An 18,307-nucleotide genomic window follows, 5' to 3' on the forward strand; every position below is an offset into this window, starting at 1 on the left:
CCCCTTTAACCCAATTGTAAGGCTTTGGTTTTATAACTAACTTAATGAATCAAATTAATTTAGTTTAATTTTATCACAAATTTTCTGAAAATAATACAACTCAAAGAAAACGCGATCATCTACACGATGACCACGTTTGGTATCTTCCGTAATCTACATTCCATAGAGGTTAATCGAATTACCTATCCTTACTATCCAATATTAAAGTTACTGGACCAATATTAGTTAGTTTTACATCCATCATAGCACCAAATTGTCCAGTCTCTACTTTTATTCCTTCAGCACGAATCAAATCATTAAATTGTTCATACAGTTGATTCGCTAATTCAGGTTTCGCTGCTTGCATAAAATTAGGTCTTCTTCCTTTTCGTGTATCCCCATATAATGTAAATTGTGAAATAGAAAGAATATCACCTTCTACATCTTTAAGTGATAGATTCATTTTATTATCCTCATCTTCAAAAATACGTAAATTTACGATTTTATTCACAAGGTATTTTGCATCATCCATTGTGTCTTCGTGTGTCACACCCAGTAGGACTACTAATCCATTGGAAATTTCTCCAACTACTTTGTTGTCTACAGTTACTGATGCATCTTTTGCACGTTGAGCCACAGTCCTCATTCCAAACTCCCTTTCTATATATAAAAAACCCCATAATATTTATGGGGCTATTGTAATGTTCTTGTTACGGTATAAACATCTTTAATTTGCTTTATTCGATCAACAATCTTTCTTAAGTGATCAGTGTTATGAATCAAAATGGTAATCTGGATAATTGCCATCTTATTTCGATCAGAACGACCATTTACATGGGTAATGTTTGTTTTCATTTCATTTACTGCTTGAAGTACTTCATTTAAGAGGCCTCTTCGATCATAACCAGATATTTCAAGGTCCACATGATACTGCTTTTGTGTTTGATCTACTTCCCACTCAACATTTAAATGGCGTTCCTTAGCTTCTTCTGTTTGTACATTAGGGCAATCAGACCGGTGAACCGAAACACCTCGCCCTTTTGTTATATATCCGAGTATTTCATCACCTGGAACTGGATTACAGCATTTAGAAAGCCGTACAAGTAAGTTTTCGACACCTTCCACAATAACTCCGGAGTCTTTTTTATACTTTTTCTTTTCCTTTTCTTTATACTCGTTTTTAGCCCCCTCAAGGGTTTGAGCAAGATCTTGTTCTTTTTGCCGTGTTTGACGAATTTTATCGGTCAATCTAGTAGCTACCAATGCAGCTGTAATTCCTTGATAGCCGACCGCAGCATATAAATCATCATCAGTAGTAAAGTTAAAACGTTCGTAGACACGTTTTAAATTATCTTCTGTTAGTGCTTCTTTCGGTTCAATACCTAAGGCTCGAATCTCTTTATCAACTAAATCCTTACCTTTAGCAATATTTTCATCACGTCGTTGTTTCTTAAAGAATGCTCTTATTTTATTTTTAGCCTGTGACGTTTGTGTAATCTTTATCCAATCCTGAGATGGGCCATAGGAATGCTTTGACGTCATTACTTCAATAATATCACCATTTTTAAGTTCGTAATCAAGAGGCTCCATCTTACCATTTATTTTTGCCCCAATCGTTTGGTTACCGATTTCTGTATGAATTCGATAAGCAAAGTCAAGTGGAACAGATCCAGATGGAAGCTCAATCACATCTCCTTTTGGTGTAAATACATAGACCATATCCGAGAATAGATCTACTTTTAATGATTCAACAAATTCCTCCGCATCATGTGTTTCACTTTGCCAATCCAATATTTCACGGAACCAAGTTAACTTCTCTTCAAAAGATTTTTTATCTTTATTAAGTTGTTTCCCCTCTTTATAAGCCCAGTGCGCAGCAATACCATATTCCGCAATCTCATGCATCTCTTTTGTACGAATTTGTACTTCTAATGGGTCACCCTTCGGACCAATTACAGTCGTATGCAAGGACTGATAAAGATTTTGTTTTGGCATCGCAATGTAGTCTTTAAATCTACCTGGCATTGGTTTCCAACAAGTATGGATTATCCCTAATACAGCATAGCAATCTTTAATACTATTGACCAAAATACGAACAGCCAATAAATCATAAATCTCATTAAACTGTTTGTTTTGCTTATACATCTTTTGATAGATACTGTATAAATGCTTAGGTCTTCCGGAGATATCAGCTTCTATATTGACATCAACTAATTGACTTGAAACTTCCTTAATTACCTCTTCAATATACGATTCACGCTGATCTCGTTTTTGTTTCATTAATTGAACAATACGATAATATTGCTGAGGATTTAAATATCGTAACGAGATATCCTCCAACTCCCATTTAATCGTTGAGATTCCTAGGCGATGGGCTAATGGAGCAAAAATTTCTATGGTTTCATTCGCTTTTTGGCGCTGTTTTTCAGGTGGTAAAAACTTTAATGTGCGCATATTGTGTAGTCTATCCGCTAACTTTATTAAGATAACGCGAATATCCTTAGCCATTGCAACAAACATTTTCCGATGATTTTCTGCTTGTTGTGCTTCCTTGGACTGATATTTAATCTTCCCTAGTTTCGTTACACCATCAACAAGCATGGCAACTTCTTTATTAAATTCTTCCTCGATCATTTCAAGTGTTATTTCTGTATCCTCTACAACATCATGTAAAAATCCACCAGCTATTGTTACAGGATCCATTTTTAAGTCCACTAAGATCCCAGCAACTTGAATAGGGTGAATGATATACGCTTCCCCAGACTTTCGATACTGATCTTTATGGGCATTTTCTGCATATTCGTAAGCCCTAGAAACAAAATCCACATCTTCCGCAGTAAGATAGTCTCGGGCTTTCTCTATTAATTGTTCGATTGTTATAATGTCATTCTTTGCCATAATATCACCTTTAATTGTAGAAGATACTTACTTACTAGTATCAAAAAGATTTTCATAAATGTAAAGAAAAATTTAATATTTACGTATTAGAAGAGGTCTGATGAAACCTTTCCTCATCAGACCCTATTGGTGTAATTAGTATTTCATTAATGTTAACACATCATAGCCTTTAAGTTTATCTAAACCATCTAAGTAAGATAACTCAATTAGGAATGCACATCCAACAACAATACCACCTAGTTCTTCTACTAATTTGATAGTTGCTTCGATTGTTCCACCAGTAGCTAACAAGTCGTCTGTTATTAACACGCGCTGTCCAGGCTTAATGGCATCCTTATGAATCGTTAACACGTTTTGCCCATATTCTAAACCGTAGTCTACTTTGATTACCTCACGTGGTAATTTTCCTTCTTTTCTTACTGGTGCAAATCCTACTTCTAGCGCATAGGATACGGGGCATCCAACAATAAACCCTCTTGCTTCCGGGCCAACCACAAGATCAATTTTTTTGTCTTTGGCGAATTCAACTATTTCATCAACTGCGGATTTAAAGGCTTTTCCATTATCCATTAATGGAGTGATATCTTTAAATTCTATACCTTCTTTGGGCCAATCTTTTACAATTTTAATATATTTCTTATAATCCATGGGTTACTTCCTCCTTAGGTTTAACCTTCTGCTCCATACTATCTTGAAACCATTTCATTAATTCATCATAGGTTGAGTAATAGAGGATTTTTTCAATTTCAGCTTGTTTTAACCGTTCTTGATAAACAATTGCTTCTTGCAAATCCTTTTTCTGTGGTGAATTATTTAAATTAATAAGTCCATTATTTATATTAACAAATTCTAACTCAGAAAACACGTTTAACATAAAACGAACGGATTCCTTAGTCCAGCCTTTCGAGTTCAGTATTGCATTCAGTTCTTTTCGGATATCTAATTCTTTTCTTTTCCATATTAATGAATATAACCATTTAAAATCTTCTCTAGTCGGAAAAGCAGATAAATACGCACTGTTTTCTACATAGAAACATGCATGGATGCACAAGGGCTTGACCTTGTTAATAAATTTTTTTAAATCATTCAAATTAGGAGGTAAATCGACAAGGTATAATACTTCTACTTGATCAACTAATTCAAATGCATTTTCATAGGTAACTTGCCTTATCCTATCTGGAAATGTATGAAGGTTCCCGCTGTTATCATTATACAATAGTAAATGATTATCAAATTGGTCAAGATAATTAGTTAAATCAGTCTGCTTCTTTCCTCGATGGTCAAATAATTGCCATTGATCAATTTTCATATCTTCCACTACAAGTTGCGGTTTTCGAATTCCGTTCCATTCATTAATTCCTAATTCTCCCGCGACAGATACTGTAACACTTGTAGATATATAATGGAATAAATCACCCATCCCAAAGGCAATACCTTCTAATGAATGACTATCTTCTTTAAATTGTAACTTAAGATGCTTTTTCAAGTTACCAAGCTGTCTAATATCAACCGGTTTACAATTAATATGAAATTTTGGTTTCGGATTAGCCATACCAAATGGGGCTAATTGACTAATCTCATCAATAAGCTCTTCACTTACATCCGAAAGCCCCAGTGTTTTACTAATAAGAATTTCTTGTTTGAAATCTTCACTTGATAGTTCTTCGCTAATAATATTATCTAATTTTTCCTCGAGCAGTTGAACATTTTCAATTGGTAAAGTCATTCCTGCCGCTTGAGCATGTCCACCAAAATGAGTAAAAACATCCTTTATTCTCATACAACCTTGGAATAGATCAAAACGAGGAATACTTCTTGCTGAACCTTTTGCTGTGCCATCTTCCTCATTTATTGCAAGCACAATTGCTGGTCGGTCATATTTTCTCACCAACCTGGAGGCAACAATTCCCAGCACACCTTGATTCCATCCTTCTTTCGCAACTACAATAACACCTTTTTGAGAATCAATTGCCACAGTTTCTTCTACTTCTTTCACGATAGAGGCAACAACTTTCTGACGCTCTTGATTCAACTGATCAATCATTTCAGCAAGTTCTTCCGCTTCTTGTCTATCATCCGTCATGAGAAGATGAACTGCCAAATCTGCATCTTGAAGTCTACCAACAGCATTTAATCGTGGACCGATAAGAAATCCGATATCCTCTTCTGTTGTTTTGCCTTCCATCTTGCATCGTTTTTTTAACGCTATAAGTCCTTCTCGTTTCGTGTTAGATAATGTACGCAAACCAAAATAAGCTAATATACGGTTTTCATTAACTAATGGTACTAAATCAGCAATGGTTCCTATCACTACTAAATCCAATAAATGCTCTGGAAAATAACCAAGTAAAGCTTCGGCAAATTTAAATGCCACGCCTGCTCCAGCAAGTTCTTTAAACGGATAATCTGGTGAACATTTAGGATGTATGATTGCAAATGCATCTGGTAATTCTTCTTGAGGTTCATGGTGATCTGTAATAATTAAATCAATTCCTAGATCCTTAGCGACTTTTGCCTCGTGAACAGAGGCTATACCTGTATCAACAGTAATAATTAATTGAAATCCTTCTTTTTTTGCCTGTCTAAAGGCATTTTCATTTGGTCCATATCCTTCTGTAAAACGATTCGGTATATAAAAATCGCAATTTGCGCCTATTTCTTGTAGTGCCTTAATAAGTATTGTTGTTGAACTGACCCCATCTGCATCATAATCACCAAAAACTAGGATCTTTTCATTTGTCTCAATTGCCTGCAATACTCGTTCTCTAGCAATATTCATCGATGCTAATCTATTAGGATCAATTAGATGATCGATGGACGGATTCAAGAAATTTTGTATTTCTTCATTTGTAGTCATACCGCGTTGTAAAAGCAGTTCTTTTATCACGGGGGATAATTCGCTTGAGTCATCCATCCAATCATTCATATTCTCTTGTATGCTAGCAAATTTCCAATTTGACTTGCTTCGTAACATAAATTCACCCCTGACTAATCTATTATACACAAATACAGTCAGGGGTAGCAATTAAATTTCTAACTAGGCTTATTAGATTCCGCTTCAGTTTCTGATTGGGAATGAATTTCCCCTTTTACTAAACCATTTTCCTCAACTAGCTGAGTTAGTTGTTGATTTTCCTTTTTTAAGTGTTTAATCTCTTTTTGCATTTTAAACATCCGTACCATCCCAACAGCAGCCGTGATAACCCCTCCCATTAATACGGAGAAAAGAATGACAAGAATCAACGGTGATTCTACTTGCCAGAAGAAATAATTTACTTCAACTGGATTAACATTTGTTACAGCAAATACAGCTACTAGTATCATGAATATGATGGCAATAATGACATAAGTTTGTCCTTTCATCAGTAAACCTCCTTGGATATATTTTTTTTACCATCAGAATAATAATAATCCCCTTGGCGTAGGCCAAGGGGATCTTATGTTAGACCTGTGGTCCTTCCACACGCTTTTTCTTTCTAAAATCAACTGGTTTATCCTTCACATTCTTTCCACGCCATACAAGCCATAATTGAGTAGCAAGGAAAAGAGAAGAGTATGTACCAGCAATAAGACCAACAGCTAAGGCAATTCCAAATCCTTGAATTGGATCAGCACCTAGGAACAAGAAGGCTAATACAGCAATTAACGTCGTAATCGTGGTATTCACTGTTCTTGTCATCGTTTGTACAATACTTGTATTGACGACGCTAGCAAGTTCTGAAAACGACTTGACTGCCTTTTTCCGCTTTTGAATATTTTCTCGAATCCTGTCAAAGGTAACAATCGTCGCGTTAATCGAGTAACCGATGATGGTTAGAATAGCTGCAACAATCGTAACATCAAATTCAATTCTAAAAATACTAAAGACCGTTAACATAATAAATACATCATGCAGTAATGCAATGATCGTTGTAATCGCAAAGAAAAATTCAAAGCGGAATGCTACATAAATAATCATTCCTACAGATGCGATGGCAAGTGCATAAATAGCATTTTTAACCAGTTCTTCTCCCACAATAGAGGAAACAACACTTACACTAGGTTCAACACCATACTCATCCTTAAAATAGGATTTTAATTCAGCAATCTTATCTTCTTCTATAATCTCTTCGTAGCGAATTACTGCAATTTCATTGTTTTCACCGGATAGAACAACTTTAGCCTCTAACCCTAGTTCTTCAAGACCCGCTTCAACTTCCTCTGTGTTCAAGCTTTCTTCTGCCATAATTTGTACCCTTGAACCACTTGTAAAATCAATTCCTGGATTTAATCTAAAGAACATTAGTGAAATGGCACCAATAATTACTAGAATAGATGTAAACATGAAAAATTTCTTACGGTTATCTACAATATTCCATTCTCTGTTTGCAAATTTAGCTGGGACCTCTGTATTGTCGCGAATATCACGGACATCTGATTTTTTAACTCCTAACCAACTCGGGTTATGTTTAAAAAATTTCACTTTAATCCATAATTGCAGTAACCATTTTGTTCCAAAGACTGCTGTTAGAAAGCTCACTAGAATACTAATGATTAACATGGTAGCAAAACCTTTAACAGAACTTGTACCAAATATAAATAATACTGCTGCAGCTAAAATAGTTGTAATATTTGCATCTAGAATTGCTCTAAAGGAGTTACTAGTACCCGCTTTAAATGATGCAGGAAGTGATTTACCTTCACGTAATTCTTCTTTAATCCGTTCAAAGGTAATAACATTGGCATCTACTGCCATACCTACACCAAGAATTAACGCCGCAATTCCCGGTAGTGTAAGGACACCATTTAATGCTTCAAAAATAACAAGTACTAAAAATGTATAAGCACTTAATGAAATTACAGAAATAACACCTAGAAAACGATATACAACTATCATGAATAAGAAAATAATAGCAATACCAATCATTCCAGCAATTACTGTTTCATTTAATGCTTGCTCACCAAATTGTGCACCAACAGAGGTGGAAAATATTTCTGTCATGTCAGCTGGTAAAGAACCAGAGTTAATTATATCTGCGAGGTATTGAGCAGATTCAATGGTAAAGTTTCCACTAATCATTACATCTGTACCTGGAATTGGTTTTTCTACCCCAGGTGCTGAAATATATTTATGATCAGTTTTTAGTACTTCTTCTTTAAATGAATCTCCTTCTTGAAAATCCATCCAAATAACAAGTAAATCTTCACGTTCTGGTAGTGGCGTAATTGATTCTCGATTTCCAGGATGCTTTTTCGACAATTCTGTAGTTACTTCTGTTAACTTTTTGGCATCCTTTACTTGAAGTGTAACAATAGGCGCATTTGTAGTTGGATCAAAGTCCTGTTTTGCACTACCTTCTTTAATATCTGCTCCATCCAATAACACGTTATCATTTACATCACGAAATGATAATCTAGCGCTAGTAGCTAACATTTCACGAGCTTGAGTTTGATCCTCGACACCTGCTAGCTGTACACGAATTCGGTCTTCACCTTCAATATCAATTACTGCTTCACTGATTCCAAGTTTATTTACCCTGTCATTTAATAGCTGAACTGTCGATTCCAGTAGTTTACGCGTTGTTTCTTGAGATTTATCAATCGGTTTAACTTCATATAAAACCTCAAATCCACCCTGTAAATCCAAACCAAGATTAACATTATTGGCAATCTTAGGTGTAAATAATCCAATGATAACTCCTAATGCAATCACTATTAGGAAAAAGGATGTAATACGTCCTTTATTTTTCATAAAACTTTTCCTCCTTAAACTGTATCAAAAACTAATATGTAAAAACGTATGTGCAAAGGGATTTAACTTTTCCCTGTTAGAGCTGCAATAGAAGCCATCAAGTCATCATCCTGATACGCATCAATAGTTAAATAACTCATGTAGATATTAGAACTTAGGTGAAATATGTCTTGGACAACCTCGTGTAACATTTTTTCAGGATTGCCTTTCCACACCTTATTTACAAGGCATTTCCAAATATCCTCATGAGTTGCTTTCGAATATCCCATCAACTGTAATTCTTCCGCTTTACTTATTAATACCGGTTTTAACTCTTGCTTCCATGCTTCAACAGCCTTTACTAATCCCAAGACGTTCACCTCTTCAAGAAAGAATTTATTTCATAAGACAAGTTGTCATGCTTGGCCACTAATCTTGCATATATATCATTGTATATGAAATTTTATTTTTTGAGAAGGCAGGTTGTCGCTGTTGTCTAAACAAACTTTTTTACAAGGCACACTAATCTTAATATTAGCTGGCATGATTACTCGCTTTTTAGGGTTCATTAACCGTTTAGTAGTCGCTAGACTGATGGGTGAAGAAGGAATCGGTTTATATATGATGGCCCTTCCTACTTTATTTTTAGTCATGACACTAACACAACTTGGACTACCTGTAGCCATATCGAAACGAGTTGCAGAAGCAGATGCTAGAAATGACAGAGCTAAAGTCAAACGTATATTAGTTGTTTCTATTATCATAACATCAATTTCAAGTATTTTCTTCACCGTAGTCATGATCTTTGCAGCTCCATTTATTGCAACAACCTTATTAACAGATGATCGAACACTCTACCCATTAATAGCTGTAAGTCCAATAATCCCAATAGTTGCTGTTTCTTCCGTTTTGCGTGGTTATTTCCAAGGAATGCAAAATATGAAACCACAAAGTTATTCACAAGTAATCGAGCAAATCGTTCGAATAAGCTTTGTTGCCTTATTTGTGAACCTATTACTACCTTATGGCGTGGAATTTGCAGCTGCAGGAGCAATGTTTAGTGTTATCTTAGGAGAATTCGTCTCTTTACTTTATATGATTTATCAATTTAAAAGCAAGAAAACGATTCGGATTAGGCATCGATTTTTCAAATACGTAAAATCCAGTAAACAAACCATGAAGGAACTCTTTTCTATCGCTCTTCCTAGTACTGGTAGTAGAATGATAAGTTCATTTTCTTATTTTTTGGAACCTATTATAGTTGCACATAGCTTAGCCCTAGCTGGAATATCAAGTGCACTTGCAACAAGGCAATATGGTGAATTAACAGGTTTTGTCCTACCATTATTATTTTTACCTACCTTTATCACCCAGTCCTTGTCAATTGCGCTAGTACCCAACATCTCTGAGGCAGAAGCAACAGAAAACAGGAAATTAATCCACTACAGAATTCACCAATCTATTCGTATTTCATTTGCTTCAGGAGCAATAGCTACTGTCGTATTATCCATTTTTGCGGTACCAATTTTATCGTTTATGTATGGGACAGCAAATGCTAGTACAATTCTTGTATTTATGGCACCATTTTATATTTTGTTGTATATTCAATCGCCATTACAAGCAGCATTGCAAGCATTAGATCTTGCAAAACCAGCAATGTGGAATAGTCTAATTGGAGCTGTTGTAAAGTTTATCGTCTTATTTATTCTCGCTTCTAATGAAAGCTTTGGAATCATGGGTGTCGCTATCGCAATGTCTGTTGGTGTCATTCTAATTACGTTATTACATTTAGCATCTTTACGAAAAGAAATCAACTTCTATATTCCATTTAAAGACATATTCAAGATGGTTGCATTAATTCTGGCAACATGGGGCTTAGGAAAGATAATATATGATTTTTATATTACCTATGATCCAAACATAGCTCTATTTGGTTTATCACTAATCGTCTTAACCATAATCTACATTATCCTACTTTTCATACTTAAGTTTATATCAAAAGATGAACTAGAACAGATACCATTTTTACAAAAATGGATTCGCTAAAGCGGAGAGTGTTCGGGCAGCGAACTTGGAAATTGATTTTTCACAATAAATTTAAGAAAAAACTCGTCTACTTTAGCTAGGACAAGAATATGATTCTATAAAAGGACTATTTACGAGGGGGATAAATATGCGTAATCAACAATTTACCGCATTACTTTATGGATGGATTGTAGTACTTGGATTAATTTTAGTTTCTAGTATGGCATTAGCTTTACTATTACGCTTTTCAAGTTTTAATGAACCTGCACTTAATTGGGTAACACTTGTTATAGGCTTAATATCACTATTTATTGGTGGAGCTGTTGCTGGAGGAAAAGGAAGACAAAAAGGCTGGATGATCGGAGCATTAACAGGCCTAGGATTTACCGTTTTTACTTTTTTAGTACAATATCTAGGTTTCCAAGAAGGATTTGGCCTACAACAAACTATCCATCATTTATTTTATATCCTAGCAGCTCTATTCGGTGGAGCAGTTGGAGTAAATATTGCTTCCAATCATAAATGAAAAATAAATAGATTTCAGTTATCTCAAGACAAAAATAATGTTTAATCTTATCATAACCAAGCAATTTTAAAAGAGGTAATCAACATGATTACCTCTTCTTTAGTTCTTTATACAGATTTAACATCACGAATCGCAGAACGATCGTATGTAAGTTTAGAACCATCACCTGCTTGTAACACGACTGTTCCTTCATCTAAAGCATGAATCACACCGTGAAATCCACCAATCGTTACAACAGAATCACCTTTTTTAAGTTCAGACTGCATTTGTCTAACTTGTTTTTGACGCTTTTGTTGTGGACGAATGAGCAAGAAGTAGAAAATAACAAACATAGCTATTAACGGTAATAAAGTAGCTAATCCTTCCATGTATATGTCCCTCCTTTCCAGACAATTCGTTTAAAAAACGGAAGTCTTCTAAACGTTCATTAAAAATTCTTCGCATCCGGTTTATTCAAACCATACTGTTCAAAGAATTCTTCTTTAAAGTCACCAAGTCGATCTTCGCGAATTGCGTTTCGTACTTGCTCCATTAATTTTAGCAGAAAATATAGATTATGATAAGTAGTAAGTCTAAATCCAAAAGTTTCATTGCATTTTATTAGGTGGCGAATGTAAGCAAGAGAATAATTTCGACAAACATGACAATCACAATTTTCATCAATTGGGCCAAAATCACGAGCATATTTTGCATTTCGAACTACAAGTCTACCATTCGATGTCATACAAGTTCCATTACGAGCAATTCTCGTTGGTAATACACAATCAAACATATCTATTCCTCTGATAGCCCCGTCTATCAAGGCATCTGGAGATCCCACGCCCATTAAATACCTTGGCTTATTACTCGGCATTAAAGGTGTTGTAAATTCTAGTACCCGATTCATGACATCCTTTGGTTCACCAACAGAAAGTCCCCCTACCGCATATCCCGGGAAATCTAGAGAAACTAAGTCCTGAGCACTTAATCTACGCAAGTCTTCAAATTCTCCACCTTGAATGATTCCAAATAACCCCTGTACATCTTTTCTTTCATGCGCATTTAAACATCTCTCTGCCCATCTAGAAGTTCTTTCCACAGATGCTTTCATATATTCATGTGTAGCGGGATATGGTGGGCATTCATCAAATGCCATCATAATATCAGAGCCAAGTGCATTTTGAATTTGCATCGCTTTTTCTGGAGAAAGAAATAATTTATCCCCATTTAGATGATTTCGAAAATGTACTCCTTCTTCCTTAATTTCACGCATATCACTTAGACTAAATACTTGAAACCCACCGGAATCAGTTAATATTGCACCATCCCAGTTCATAAATTTATGAAGACCACCTGCTTCTTTAATTATATCCTCTCCTGGTCGTAGCCATAAATGATAGGTATTGGATAAAATTATCTTTGCTCCCATTGTTTCTAAATCCTCTGGACTCATTGTCTTTACAGTAGCAAGAGTACCTACAGGCATAAACATGGGTGTTTCAAAAGACCCATGAGGTGTATGTACTCTTCCTAGTCTTGCGCCAGTTTGTTTGTCAGTTTTAATTAATTCATAACGTATAGGTGAATTCATTCTATCTTTCCTTTACTAAATAATGAACATCGCATCTCCAAAACTAAAGAAACGATATTTTTCCTTTACAGCTTCATTGTATGCTTTTAAAATAAACTCTCGATCACTAAAAGCACTAACCAGCATTATTAATGTAGATTTTGGCAAATGAAAATTGGTAATTAAACCATCAATTGCCTTAAATTCAAACCCTGGAAATATAAATATATCGGTCCAACCACTAGACTCTTCAAATTCACCATTATGATCCCGTGCAATTGTTTCAAGAGTTCTTGTGGAGGTTGTACCAACAGAGATAATTCTACCACCATGTTCTCGTATTTTTGTTAATGTTTCAGCAGTTTCTTTTGACATCATATAAAATTCAGTGTGCATCTGATGATCATCAATATTCTCAACACTTACTGGTCTAAAAGTTCCAAGGCCCACATGAAGTGTAATAAATGCAATGGTAACACCCATATCTTTAATCTCTTCCAGCAATTCCTCTGTAAAGTGTAATCCTGCTGTTGGAGCAGCTGCTGAACCTTCTTCTTTTGCATAAACTGTTTGGTAACGATCTTTTTCAGGTAATTGTTCTTTGATATAAGGAGGTAACGGCATTTCTCCTAGATCATCTAAGACTTCATAAAAAATGCCCTCATATTCAAAACTCAATATTCGTCCACCATGTTCTAACGTTTCTATACATGTTGCCTTCAGTTTTCCATCTCCAAATGATAGTTTAGTACCGACTTTCATTCGCTTGGCAGGTTTTGCTAGGACTTCCCATGTATCTCCTTCATTCTGTTTCAGCAGAAGAACTTCTACTTTCGCTCCAGTATCTTCTTTAATCCCGTAGAGCCTAGCTGGAAGTACCTTCGTATCATTTAAAACTAGACAATCACCTTTTTTTAGATAGCCTTTTATGTCCTTAAAATGTTTATGTTCCAATTCCCTAGTTACTTTATTTAACACCATTAATCTTGATGCACTTCGATCCTTTAACGGAGTTTGTGCAATCAAGTTTTCCGGTAATTCAAAATCAAAATCCTCAATATTCATGGGTGTTGCTCCTTCATGTAAGATTAGCGAAATCTTCCTAGAATAAAGAAAATAATCGATAAAACAATACTTATTACGATGGATGTCATAATTGGAAAATAAAAGGTAAAATTCCCTTTTTTAAAAGAGATATCACCTGGTAATCGACCAATAAAAGTCCATACTACTCCGATTACTAGAAACATAATTCCAATTATAATAAACATCTTACCTAAATTCACGTTTCATCATTCACTTTCATACCAAAATGTTGATATGCCTTCTGTGTTACTATTCTTCCCCTAGGAGTACGTTGAATAAAACCGATTTGTAATAAATATGGTTCATATACATCTTCTATCGTTTGTGATTCTTCTCCAATGGTTGCTGCTATGGTATCTAATCCAACTGGACCACCTTGAAATCCTTCAATAATACCTTTAAGAAGTTTATGGTCTATATGATCGAGCCCCACATCGTCTACTTGTAGCATCCCTAAAGCTACCTCTGTTGTTCCTAAACTAATTTCTTCCTCGCCTTTAACCTGGGAAATGTCACGGATTCTTCGGAGTAATCTATTGGCAATGCGTGGTGTTCCTCTTGACCTGCGCGCTACTTCCATAGCTGCCTCTTTGGTAATTTTCGTTTCAAAAATTTCTGCTGTACGCTCCACTATTGCACATAGGTCTTTTGTTTCGTAGTATTCCAGTCTAGACAATACACCAAACCTGTCCCTTAATGGAGCTGACAAAAGTCCTGCTCTGGTGGTAGCACCAACAAGTGTAAATGGAGGTAAATCAATTCTTACAGACCTAGCACTTGGGCCTGTTCCAATAACAATATCTAGAAAGAAATCCTCCATTGCCGAGTATAATACTTCTTCAACAGCCCTTGGCAATCGATGAACTTCATCTATAAACAGGACGTCACCAGCCTCTAAGGACGTTAATATAGCAGCAAGATCCCCAGCACGATCAATTGCCGGTCCAGATGTGGAACGAAATTGAACACCCATTTCATTAGCGATGATTGCAGCTAGTGTTGTTTTTCCGAGTCCTGGAGGTCCATAAAGTAATACATGGTCTAATGGTTCATTTCGCATCTTTGCAGCTTGAATAAAGATAGTTAGATTTTCTTTCACCTTATCCTGACCGATATACTGATTTAACGTCGTGGGGCGGAGACTAAGCTCTACATAGGATTCTTCTTCATGTAATTCACCGGTAACCATTCGCTCATCCATAATATTGCCCCCTCGTTATTTTTTCATTAATAAACTTAAAGCTTTTCGAATAATTTCATCAGTATTGGTTTCATCAGTAATCTTCTTTTGAAGATCTGGAATGATTGCCTTAACTTCTCTATCCACATAACCTAATGCTTTCAATGCCTCAATCGCTTCTTTTAATTCTACAGATTGACTTGATTTCTTGGCTGTTGTTTCTAATTCTTCTTTTGTAATATTAAAGTTCGCTACTAATTTTCCTTTTAAATCTAAAATAATTTGCCTTGCAGTTTTCTTACCGACTCCAGGAAAACTAGTTAAGAACTTATCGTCTTCCCTTTCAATAGCTGAAACAAATTCGGGTATATTTACACCAGAAAGAATTGCCAAGGCTCCTTTTGGTCCAATACCAGATACTGATAATAACCTGGTAAACAAATACTTTTGGTCTAAATTTTTAAATCCATATAATATTTGGGCATCTTCTCGAACATGGAAATAAGTATGTATATGAAGTTCGTTATTTAGATGTTTCTGAAAAACAAATGGATTTGGACAAATAACTTCATATCCTACACCATGAACATCTATAATAACAGCCTCTTCATGAATAGAGACTAACTTACCTCGTACATAAGAAATCATTTTATCTTCTCCCCACTATAAATCCTTTTCCTATTCTACCATAAATAGAGAATGGGAGCATAGGTTTGGGGCTTTGTGGATAAATAATAAAAAAGCCCTTGAGGGACAAAGGCTTAATTATTGTTAAAGAAATCATGTAAATTCTTCTCTATATCTTGATCAAGATCTTTTGGGTTACTATTCAGATTGCGCATATGATCCCACCATGCCTTATCCGTATAGACCACTACTTCTTTATCTGGTACGATTTCTTTGACATCTCTTGTAATAATTTCCGGTAAATCCGGAAAGTACTGATTTCCAGTCATAACCGCAACAATAATTCGATCATCAGTTTCTGCAATTTGTGATTGAACAATTTCTTTTCTCTCTGATAAATACTCTGAAATTAAATATGTTCTTTCACTTGTGTATTGGTCCTCATTCTTTGCGTTAAAATTCTTATCTCCTTCATTGACATATTCTTGGTCACTTTGTTTATATCCCCCGATTTCACCAATAGATTTGTCCTGGTCACCCGAACGACTTTCTTGCTCATTTGGCGTTTCATAATTAATGGGTTGAATATTTTTTTGATTTGTATTGTTATTCATCCCTTGCTCACTCTCATTGCCACATGCTGCAAGTAGGAACAAACTAGATAGGATAATAAAATATCTTACTCGCATCATAAAACCTCCCTTATAGCTAGTTTGCTAAAAGAGAGGTTATTTACTACCGGTTAAATTATCCTTTTCAAATAAATTGTGGAAGCAGAATTTAGCTCACATTTCTAAAAATATTTTTGTAATCATTATTTAAAGAATTAACTTGGATTTATTTAGAAATTCCTTACGGCTAATCCACTCCATCTCCATTGTTTCCATATAATCCTCTACACTTACCCGACGTTTCCGTGTTAGAAAATGTAACCATTCACGGACTAAGTCACTTGGAACAAAAACGGAATTTATATACTTCTCGAGTTCCTCATCTTTGACCATTTTATAGCCAACTAACTGCTCGATATCCCAATTAACATGAGGCAAAAAGCGTTGACCTAATTGAATATAATCGTATATTTGAGGGGTACAGTGTAATAGGTCAAAGTCAATCATGTATGTTTTTCCATTCTGAATAAAATTGTGAGAGGCAACATCACCATGTACCCATAATCCGTTCCGCTCCGCATCTAATTGTTCTTTATACCAATGATAAGACTCAACAATTTCGAGATACTTTTTCATCATGAAAGAAATATCGTTAAACAGAGTTAAATAGCCATTCCGTTCAAAAATTTGTTCCGTTTCCAAAAATTTATAATGCCTAGCATGCCATCTCTTATAAAACGGTTGTTTCCTCAATAAATTTCTAACAAAGACTTGTGTTGCTTCAGCATGAAACTTTTTTAATAAATTTATTGCTCTTTTTCGGTCTTCTGCAGCTTCATAGTTCAGCTTTCTTCCTGAAACATAAGATGAAATGGTCCAACTATAATTTGTCCCTGTTGAAATTTCTTTTTTACCATTTGGATAACGCACAAATGGTACAACATTTTTTGAATGAATCCGCTCAAAAAATTCCCATTGTTGTCTCATATTGGAAGTATTGGAATGACCCTTTAGAACAAATTTTTCTCCTGAAGCAGTTTCAATATAATAAATATTACGTTTTATTGGGTGTATTTTTTTAGCCTCTAAGTTCCCCTCCCAATATAAAAAAGAAGAGAGACGATTGAATCGTTGATCGTCTCTACTTAGATGGTAACTCAATCAGAGGATTCGTCCTCATGCATTCTTAACTCACCAAAACCTGGAGGGGAAGGAAAGCCATTTGACTGGAATCCAGACATTCCTGGTATAGTCATATTTGAACCCATTTGTGGCATATTTTCCTGAACTTGAGAATTATACATATTCATACCTAAATTGAATTGAGGCACTTCACCCATTTGTGGTACTTGATAATTATTTCCTCCACAACCGCAATCATTATAATCTTCTTGTATTGGCATCATCATCCCCGGATGAGCCATAGGCGCAATTCCGTGTGGATGATGCATTGGAAATCCATGGTGACCTATTGGTGGCATACCATAACAGCATGGATGTACAGGATAACACGGAATCATTTGAACCGGTTGGTACATTGGTTGATGGAACATTGGCTGTTGTTGTGGTTGTTCCATATGTTCCACTTCCTCTGAAGAATCACTTTCTTGGAAATTAAATTGCATATATAAATCTTGTTCGATTGTTGTAGCCTGCATCATAGGGGGTGTCTGCATTTGTGGAATCTGCGGCATTTGTGGCATCGGCATTTCTGGTTTTAAATTCAGCTGAGCCTTGATATCATCTTCTTTAACAACTGGCATTGGTTTTGGTGAAATATCCTTATATGGTGTTTCTACTTGCAGTTCTTTCATTGGCATTTGTACCTGCTCTTTAATTGGCGCCTCTTTTTTAACCATTTCTTTTTTAACCATTTTAGCTGTTGTTGGAATACGAATCTTCATCCCCGGCATAATCATATCAGGGCTTGACAGCTGTGAATTTGCGCTTTTTAATGCTTCAAAATCCACCCCATATTTTTTAGACAGCTCCCATAATGTATCTCCTTTTTGGACAATATGAATCTTCAATGTTAAATCGAACTCCTTTCCCTTCTGTATTCTGGGCTAATCACTCTATATCAAGATATGCAAAATAAATCCAAATGTTGAACATA

General features: G+C 35.4%; 18 protein-coding genes. 2 read left to right on the top strand and 16 right to left on the bottom strand.

Annotated elements, in window-relative coordinates; all coding sequences use genetic code 11:
- Nucleotides 1-178: 178 nt before the first annotated feature.
- The 7 genes from dtd to TY11_RS11160 form a co-directional block, all read right to left on the bottom strand.
- Entirely contained in the window at nucleotides 179-625 is a 447-nt protein-coding gene (dtd, locus tag TY11_RS11130) for a D-aminoacyl-tRNA deacylase (protein ID WP_042146115.1), read from the bottom strand.
- 47 nt (nucleotides 626-672) lie between these two features.
- The gene (locus TY11_RS11135; protein ID WP_042146117.1) at nucleotides 673-2,877 is read right to left on the bottom strand and encodes a RelA/SpoT family protein; all 2,205 of its coding nucleotides are present in this window, start codon (nucleotides 2,875-2,877) and stop codon (nucleotides 673-675) included.
- Nucleotides 2,878-3,012: 135 nt separating this feature from the next.
- Complete coding sequence (locus tag TY11_RS11140) at nucleotides 3,013-3,525, bottom strand: adenine phosphoribosyltransferase (protein ID WP_042146118.1); 513 nt, start codon at nucleotides 3,523-3,525, stop codon at nucleotides 3,013-3,015.
- Nucleotides 3,515-5,851 carry a single-stranded-DNA-specific exonuclease RecJ gene (recJ, locus tag TY11_RS11145; RefSeq protein WP_042146120.1) on the bottom strand — a complete coding sequence of 779 codons (2,337 nt, stop codon included), beginning with the start codon at nucleotides 5,849-5,851 and terminating at the stop codon, nucleotides 3,515-3,517. The genes TY11_RS11140 and recJ overlap by 11 nt, the downstream gene beginning before the upstream one ends.
- A 59-nt stretch (nucleotides 5,852-5,910) precedes the next feature.
- A complete protein-coding gene (locus tag TY11_RS11150; protein ID WP_042146122.1) occupies nucleotides 5,911-6,240 on the bottom strand; it encodes a LapA family protein in 330 nt (109 codons plus the stop codon).
- Nucleotides 6,241-6,319: 79 nt separating this feature from the next.
- Entirely contained in the window at nucleotides 6,320-8,608 is a 2,289-nt protein-coding gene (gene secDF, locus TY11_RS11155; RefSeq protein ID WP_042146124.1) for a protein translocase subunit SecDF, read from the bottom strand.
- Nucleotides 8,609-8,670: 62 nt separating this feature from the next.
- The gene (locus tag TY11_RS11160) at nucleotides 8,671-8,958 is read right to left on the bottom strand and encodes a post-transcriptional regulator (RefSeq protein WP_042146126.1); all 288 of its coding nucleotides are present in this window, start codon (nucleotides 8,956-8,958) and stop codon (nucleotides 8,671-8,673) included.
- A 121-nt stretch (nucleotides 8,959-9,079) separates the two neighbouring features.
- Between TY11_RS11160 and spoVB the strand changes: the two genes are divergently transcribed.
- Together spoVB and TY11_RS11170 are read left to right on the top strand one after the other, a co-directional pair.
- Nucleotides 9,080-10,633: a stage V sporulation protein B gene (gene spoVB, locus TY11_RS11165; RefSeq protein ID WP_042146128.1), complete on the top strand. Its 1,554-nt coding sequence runs from the start codon at nucleotides 9,080-9,082 to the stop codon at nucleotides 10,631-10,633.
- Nucleotides 10,634-10,760: 127 nt separating this feature from the next.
- Entirely contained in the window at nucleotides 10,761-11,138 is a 378-nt protein-coding gene (locus TY11_RS11170; protein WP_052345804.1) for a TIGR04086 family membrane protein, read from the top strand.
- 107 nt (nucleotides 11,139-11,245) lie between these two features.
- Here TY11_RS11170 and yajC read toward each other — a convergent pair whose 3' ends face one another.
- The 9 genes from yajC to safA form a co-directional block, all read right to left on the bottom strand.
- Nucleotides 11,246-11,506 (bottom strand): preprotein translocase subunit YajC, encoded by a 261-nt coding sequence (gene yajC, locus TY11_RS11175; protein WP_042146131.1) that lies wholly within the window; start codon nucleotides 11,504-11,506, stop codon nucleotides 11,246-11,248.
- 59 nt (nucleotides 11,507-11,565) lie between these two features.
- Entirely contained in the window at nucleotides 11,566-12,708 is a 1,143-nt protein-coding gene (gene tgt / locus TY11_RS11180; RefSeq protein WP_042146133.1) for a tRNA guanosine(34) transglycosylase Tgt, read from the bottom strand.
- 15 nt (nucleotides 12,709-12,723) lie between these two features.
- Nucleotides 12,724-13,752 carry a tRNA preQ1(34) S-adenosylmethionine ribosyltransferase-isomerase QueA gene (gene queA / locus TY11_RS11185; RefSeq protein ID WP_042146135.1) on the bottom strand — a complete coding sequence of 343 codons (1,029 nt, stop codon included), beginning with the start codon at nucleotides 13,750-13,752 and terminating at the stop codon, nucleotides 12,724-12,726.
- 23 nt (nucleotides 13,753-13,775) lie between these two features.
- Nucleotides 13,776-13,958 carry a DUF2905 domain-containing protein gene (locus TY11_RS11190; RefSeq protein WP_042146523.1) on the bottom strand — a complete coding sequence of 61 codons (183 nt, stop codon included), beginning with the start codon at nucleotides 13,956-13,958 and terminating at the stop codon, nucleotides 13,776-13,778.
- Between the two features lie 11 nt (nucleotides 13,959-13,969).
- Nucleotides 13,970-14,974, bottom strand: a complete 1,005-nt coding sequence (gene ruvB, locus TY11_RS11195) for a Holliday junction branch migration DNA helicase RuvB (RefSeq protein ID WP_042146137.1) — start codon at nucleotides 14,972-14,974, stop codon at nucleotides 13,970-13,972.
- Between the two features lie 15 nt (nucleotides 14,975-14,989).
- The gene (gene ruvA / locus TY11_RS11200; RefSeq protein ID WP_042146140.1) at nucleotides 14,990-15,601 is read right to left on the bottom strand and encodes a Holliday junction branch migration protein RuvA; all 612 of its coding nucleotides are present in this window, start codon (nucleotides 15,599-15,601) and stop codon (nucleotides 14,990-14,992) included.
- Nucleotides 15,602-15,714: 113 nt separating this feature from the next.
- Nucleotides 15,715-16,269, bottom strand: coding sequence for a YhcN/YlaJ family sporulation lipoprotein (locus TY11_RS11205; protein ID WP_042146142.1), 555 nt, complete (start codon nucleotides 16,267-16,269; stop codon nucleotides 15,715-15,717).
- A gap of 129 nt (nucleotides 16,270-16,398) precedes the next feature.
- Nucleotides 16,399-17,352 (bottom strand): phosphotransferase, encoded by a 954-nt coding sequence (locus TY11_RS11210; RefSeq protein WP_042146144.1) that lies wholly within the window; start codon nucleotides 17,350-17,352, stop codon nucleotides 16,399-16,401.
- Nucleotides 17,349-18,221, bottom strand: a complete 873-nt coding sequence (gene safA, locus TY11_RS21040) for a SafA/ExsA family spore coat assembly protein (RefSeq protein ID WP_052345805.1) — start codon at nucleotides 18,219-18,221, stop codon at nucleotides 17,349-17,351. Before safA ends, TY11_RS11210 begins: the two co-directional genes overlap by 4 nt.
- Nucleotides 18,222-18,307: the final 86 nt, after the last annotated feature.

This window comes from Paucisalibacillus algeriensis (assembly GCF_000577245.1).
Classification (GTDB): Bacteria; Bacillota; Bacilli; order Bacillales; family Amphibacillaceae; genus Ornithinibacillus.

What these genes read in the sequence shown, in the direction of transcription:
- dtd (WP_042146115.1), bottom strand. Translation starts at nt 625, where the DNA reads ATGAGGACTGTGGCTCAACGTGCAAAAGATGCATCAGTAACTGTAGAC.
- TY11_RS11135 (WP_042146117.1), bottom strand. Translation starts at nt 2,877, where the DNA reads ATGGCAAAGAATGACATTATAACAATCGAACAATTAATAGAGAAAGCC.
- TY11_RS11140 (WP_042146118.1), bottom strand. Translation starts at nt 3,525, where the DNA reads ATGGATTATAAGAAATATATTAAAATTGTAAAAGATTGGCCCAAAGAA.
- recJ (WP_042146120.1), bottom strand. Translation starts at nt 5,851, where the DNA reads ATGTTACGAAGCAAGTCAAATTGGAAATTTGCTAGCATACAAGAGAAT.
- TY11_RS11150 (WP_042146122.1), bottom strand. Translation starts at nt 6,240, where the DNA reads ATGAAAGGACAAACTTATGTCATTATTGCCATCATATTCATGATACTA.
- secDF (WP_042146124.1), bottom strand. Translation starts at nt 8,608, where the DNA reads ATGAAAAATAAAGGACGTATTACATCCTTTTTCCTAATAGTGATTGCA.
- TY11_RS11170 (WP_052345804.1), top strand. Translation starts at nt 10,761, where the DNA reads ATGCGTAATCAACAATTTACCGCATTACTTTATGGATGGATTGTAGTA.
- yajC (WP_042146131.1), bottom strand. Translation starts at nt 11,506, where the DNA reads ATGGAAGGATTAGCTACTTTATTACCGTTAATAGCTATGTTTGTTATT.
- tgt (WP_042146133.1), bottom strand. Translation starts at nt 12,708, where the DNA reads ATGAATTCACCTATACGTTATGAATTAATTAAAACTGACAAACAAACT.
- queA (WP_042146135.1), bottom strand. Translation starts at nt 13,752, where the DNA reads ATGAATATTGAGGATTTTGATTTTGAATTACCGGAAAACTTGATTGCA.
- TY11_RS11190 (WP_042146523.1), bottom strand. Translation starts at nt 13,958, where the DNA reads ATGTTTATTATAATTGGAATTATGTTTCTAGTAATCGGAGTAGTATGG.
- ruvB (WP_042146137.1), bottom strand. Translation starts at nt 14,974, where the DNA reads ATGGATGAGCGAATGGTTACCGGTGAATTACATGAAGAAGAATCCTAT.
- ruvA (WP_042146140.1), bottom strand. Translation starts at nt 15,601, where the DNA reads ATGATTTCTTATGTACGAGGTAAGTTAGTCTCTATTCATGAAGAGGCT.
- TY11_RS11205 (WP_042146142.1), bottom strand. Translation starts at nt 16,269, where the DNA reads ATGCGAGTAAGATATTTTATTATCCTATCTAGTTTGTTCCTACTTGCA.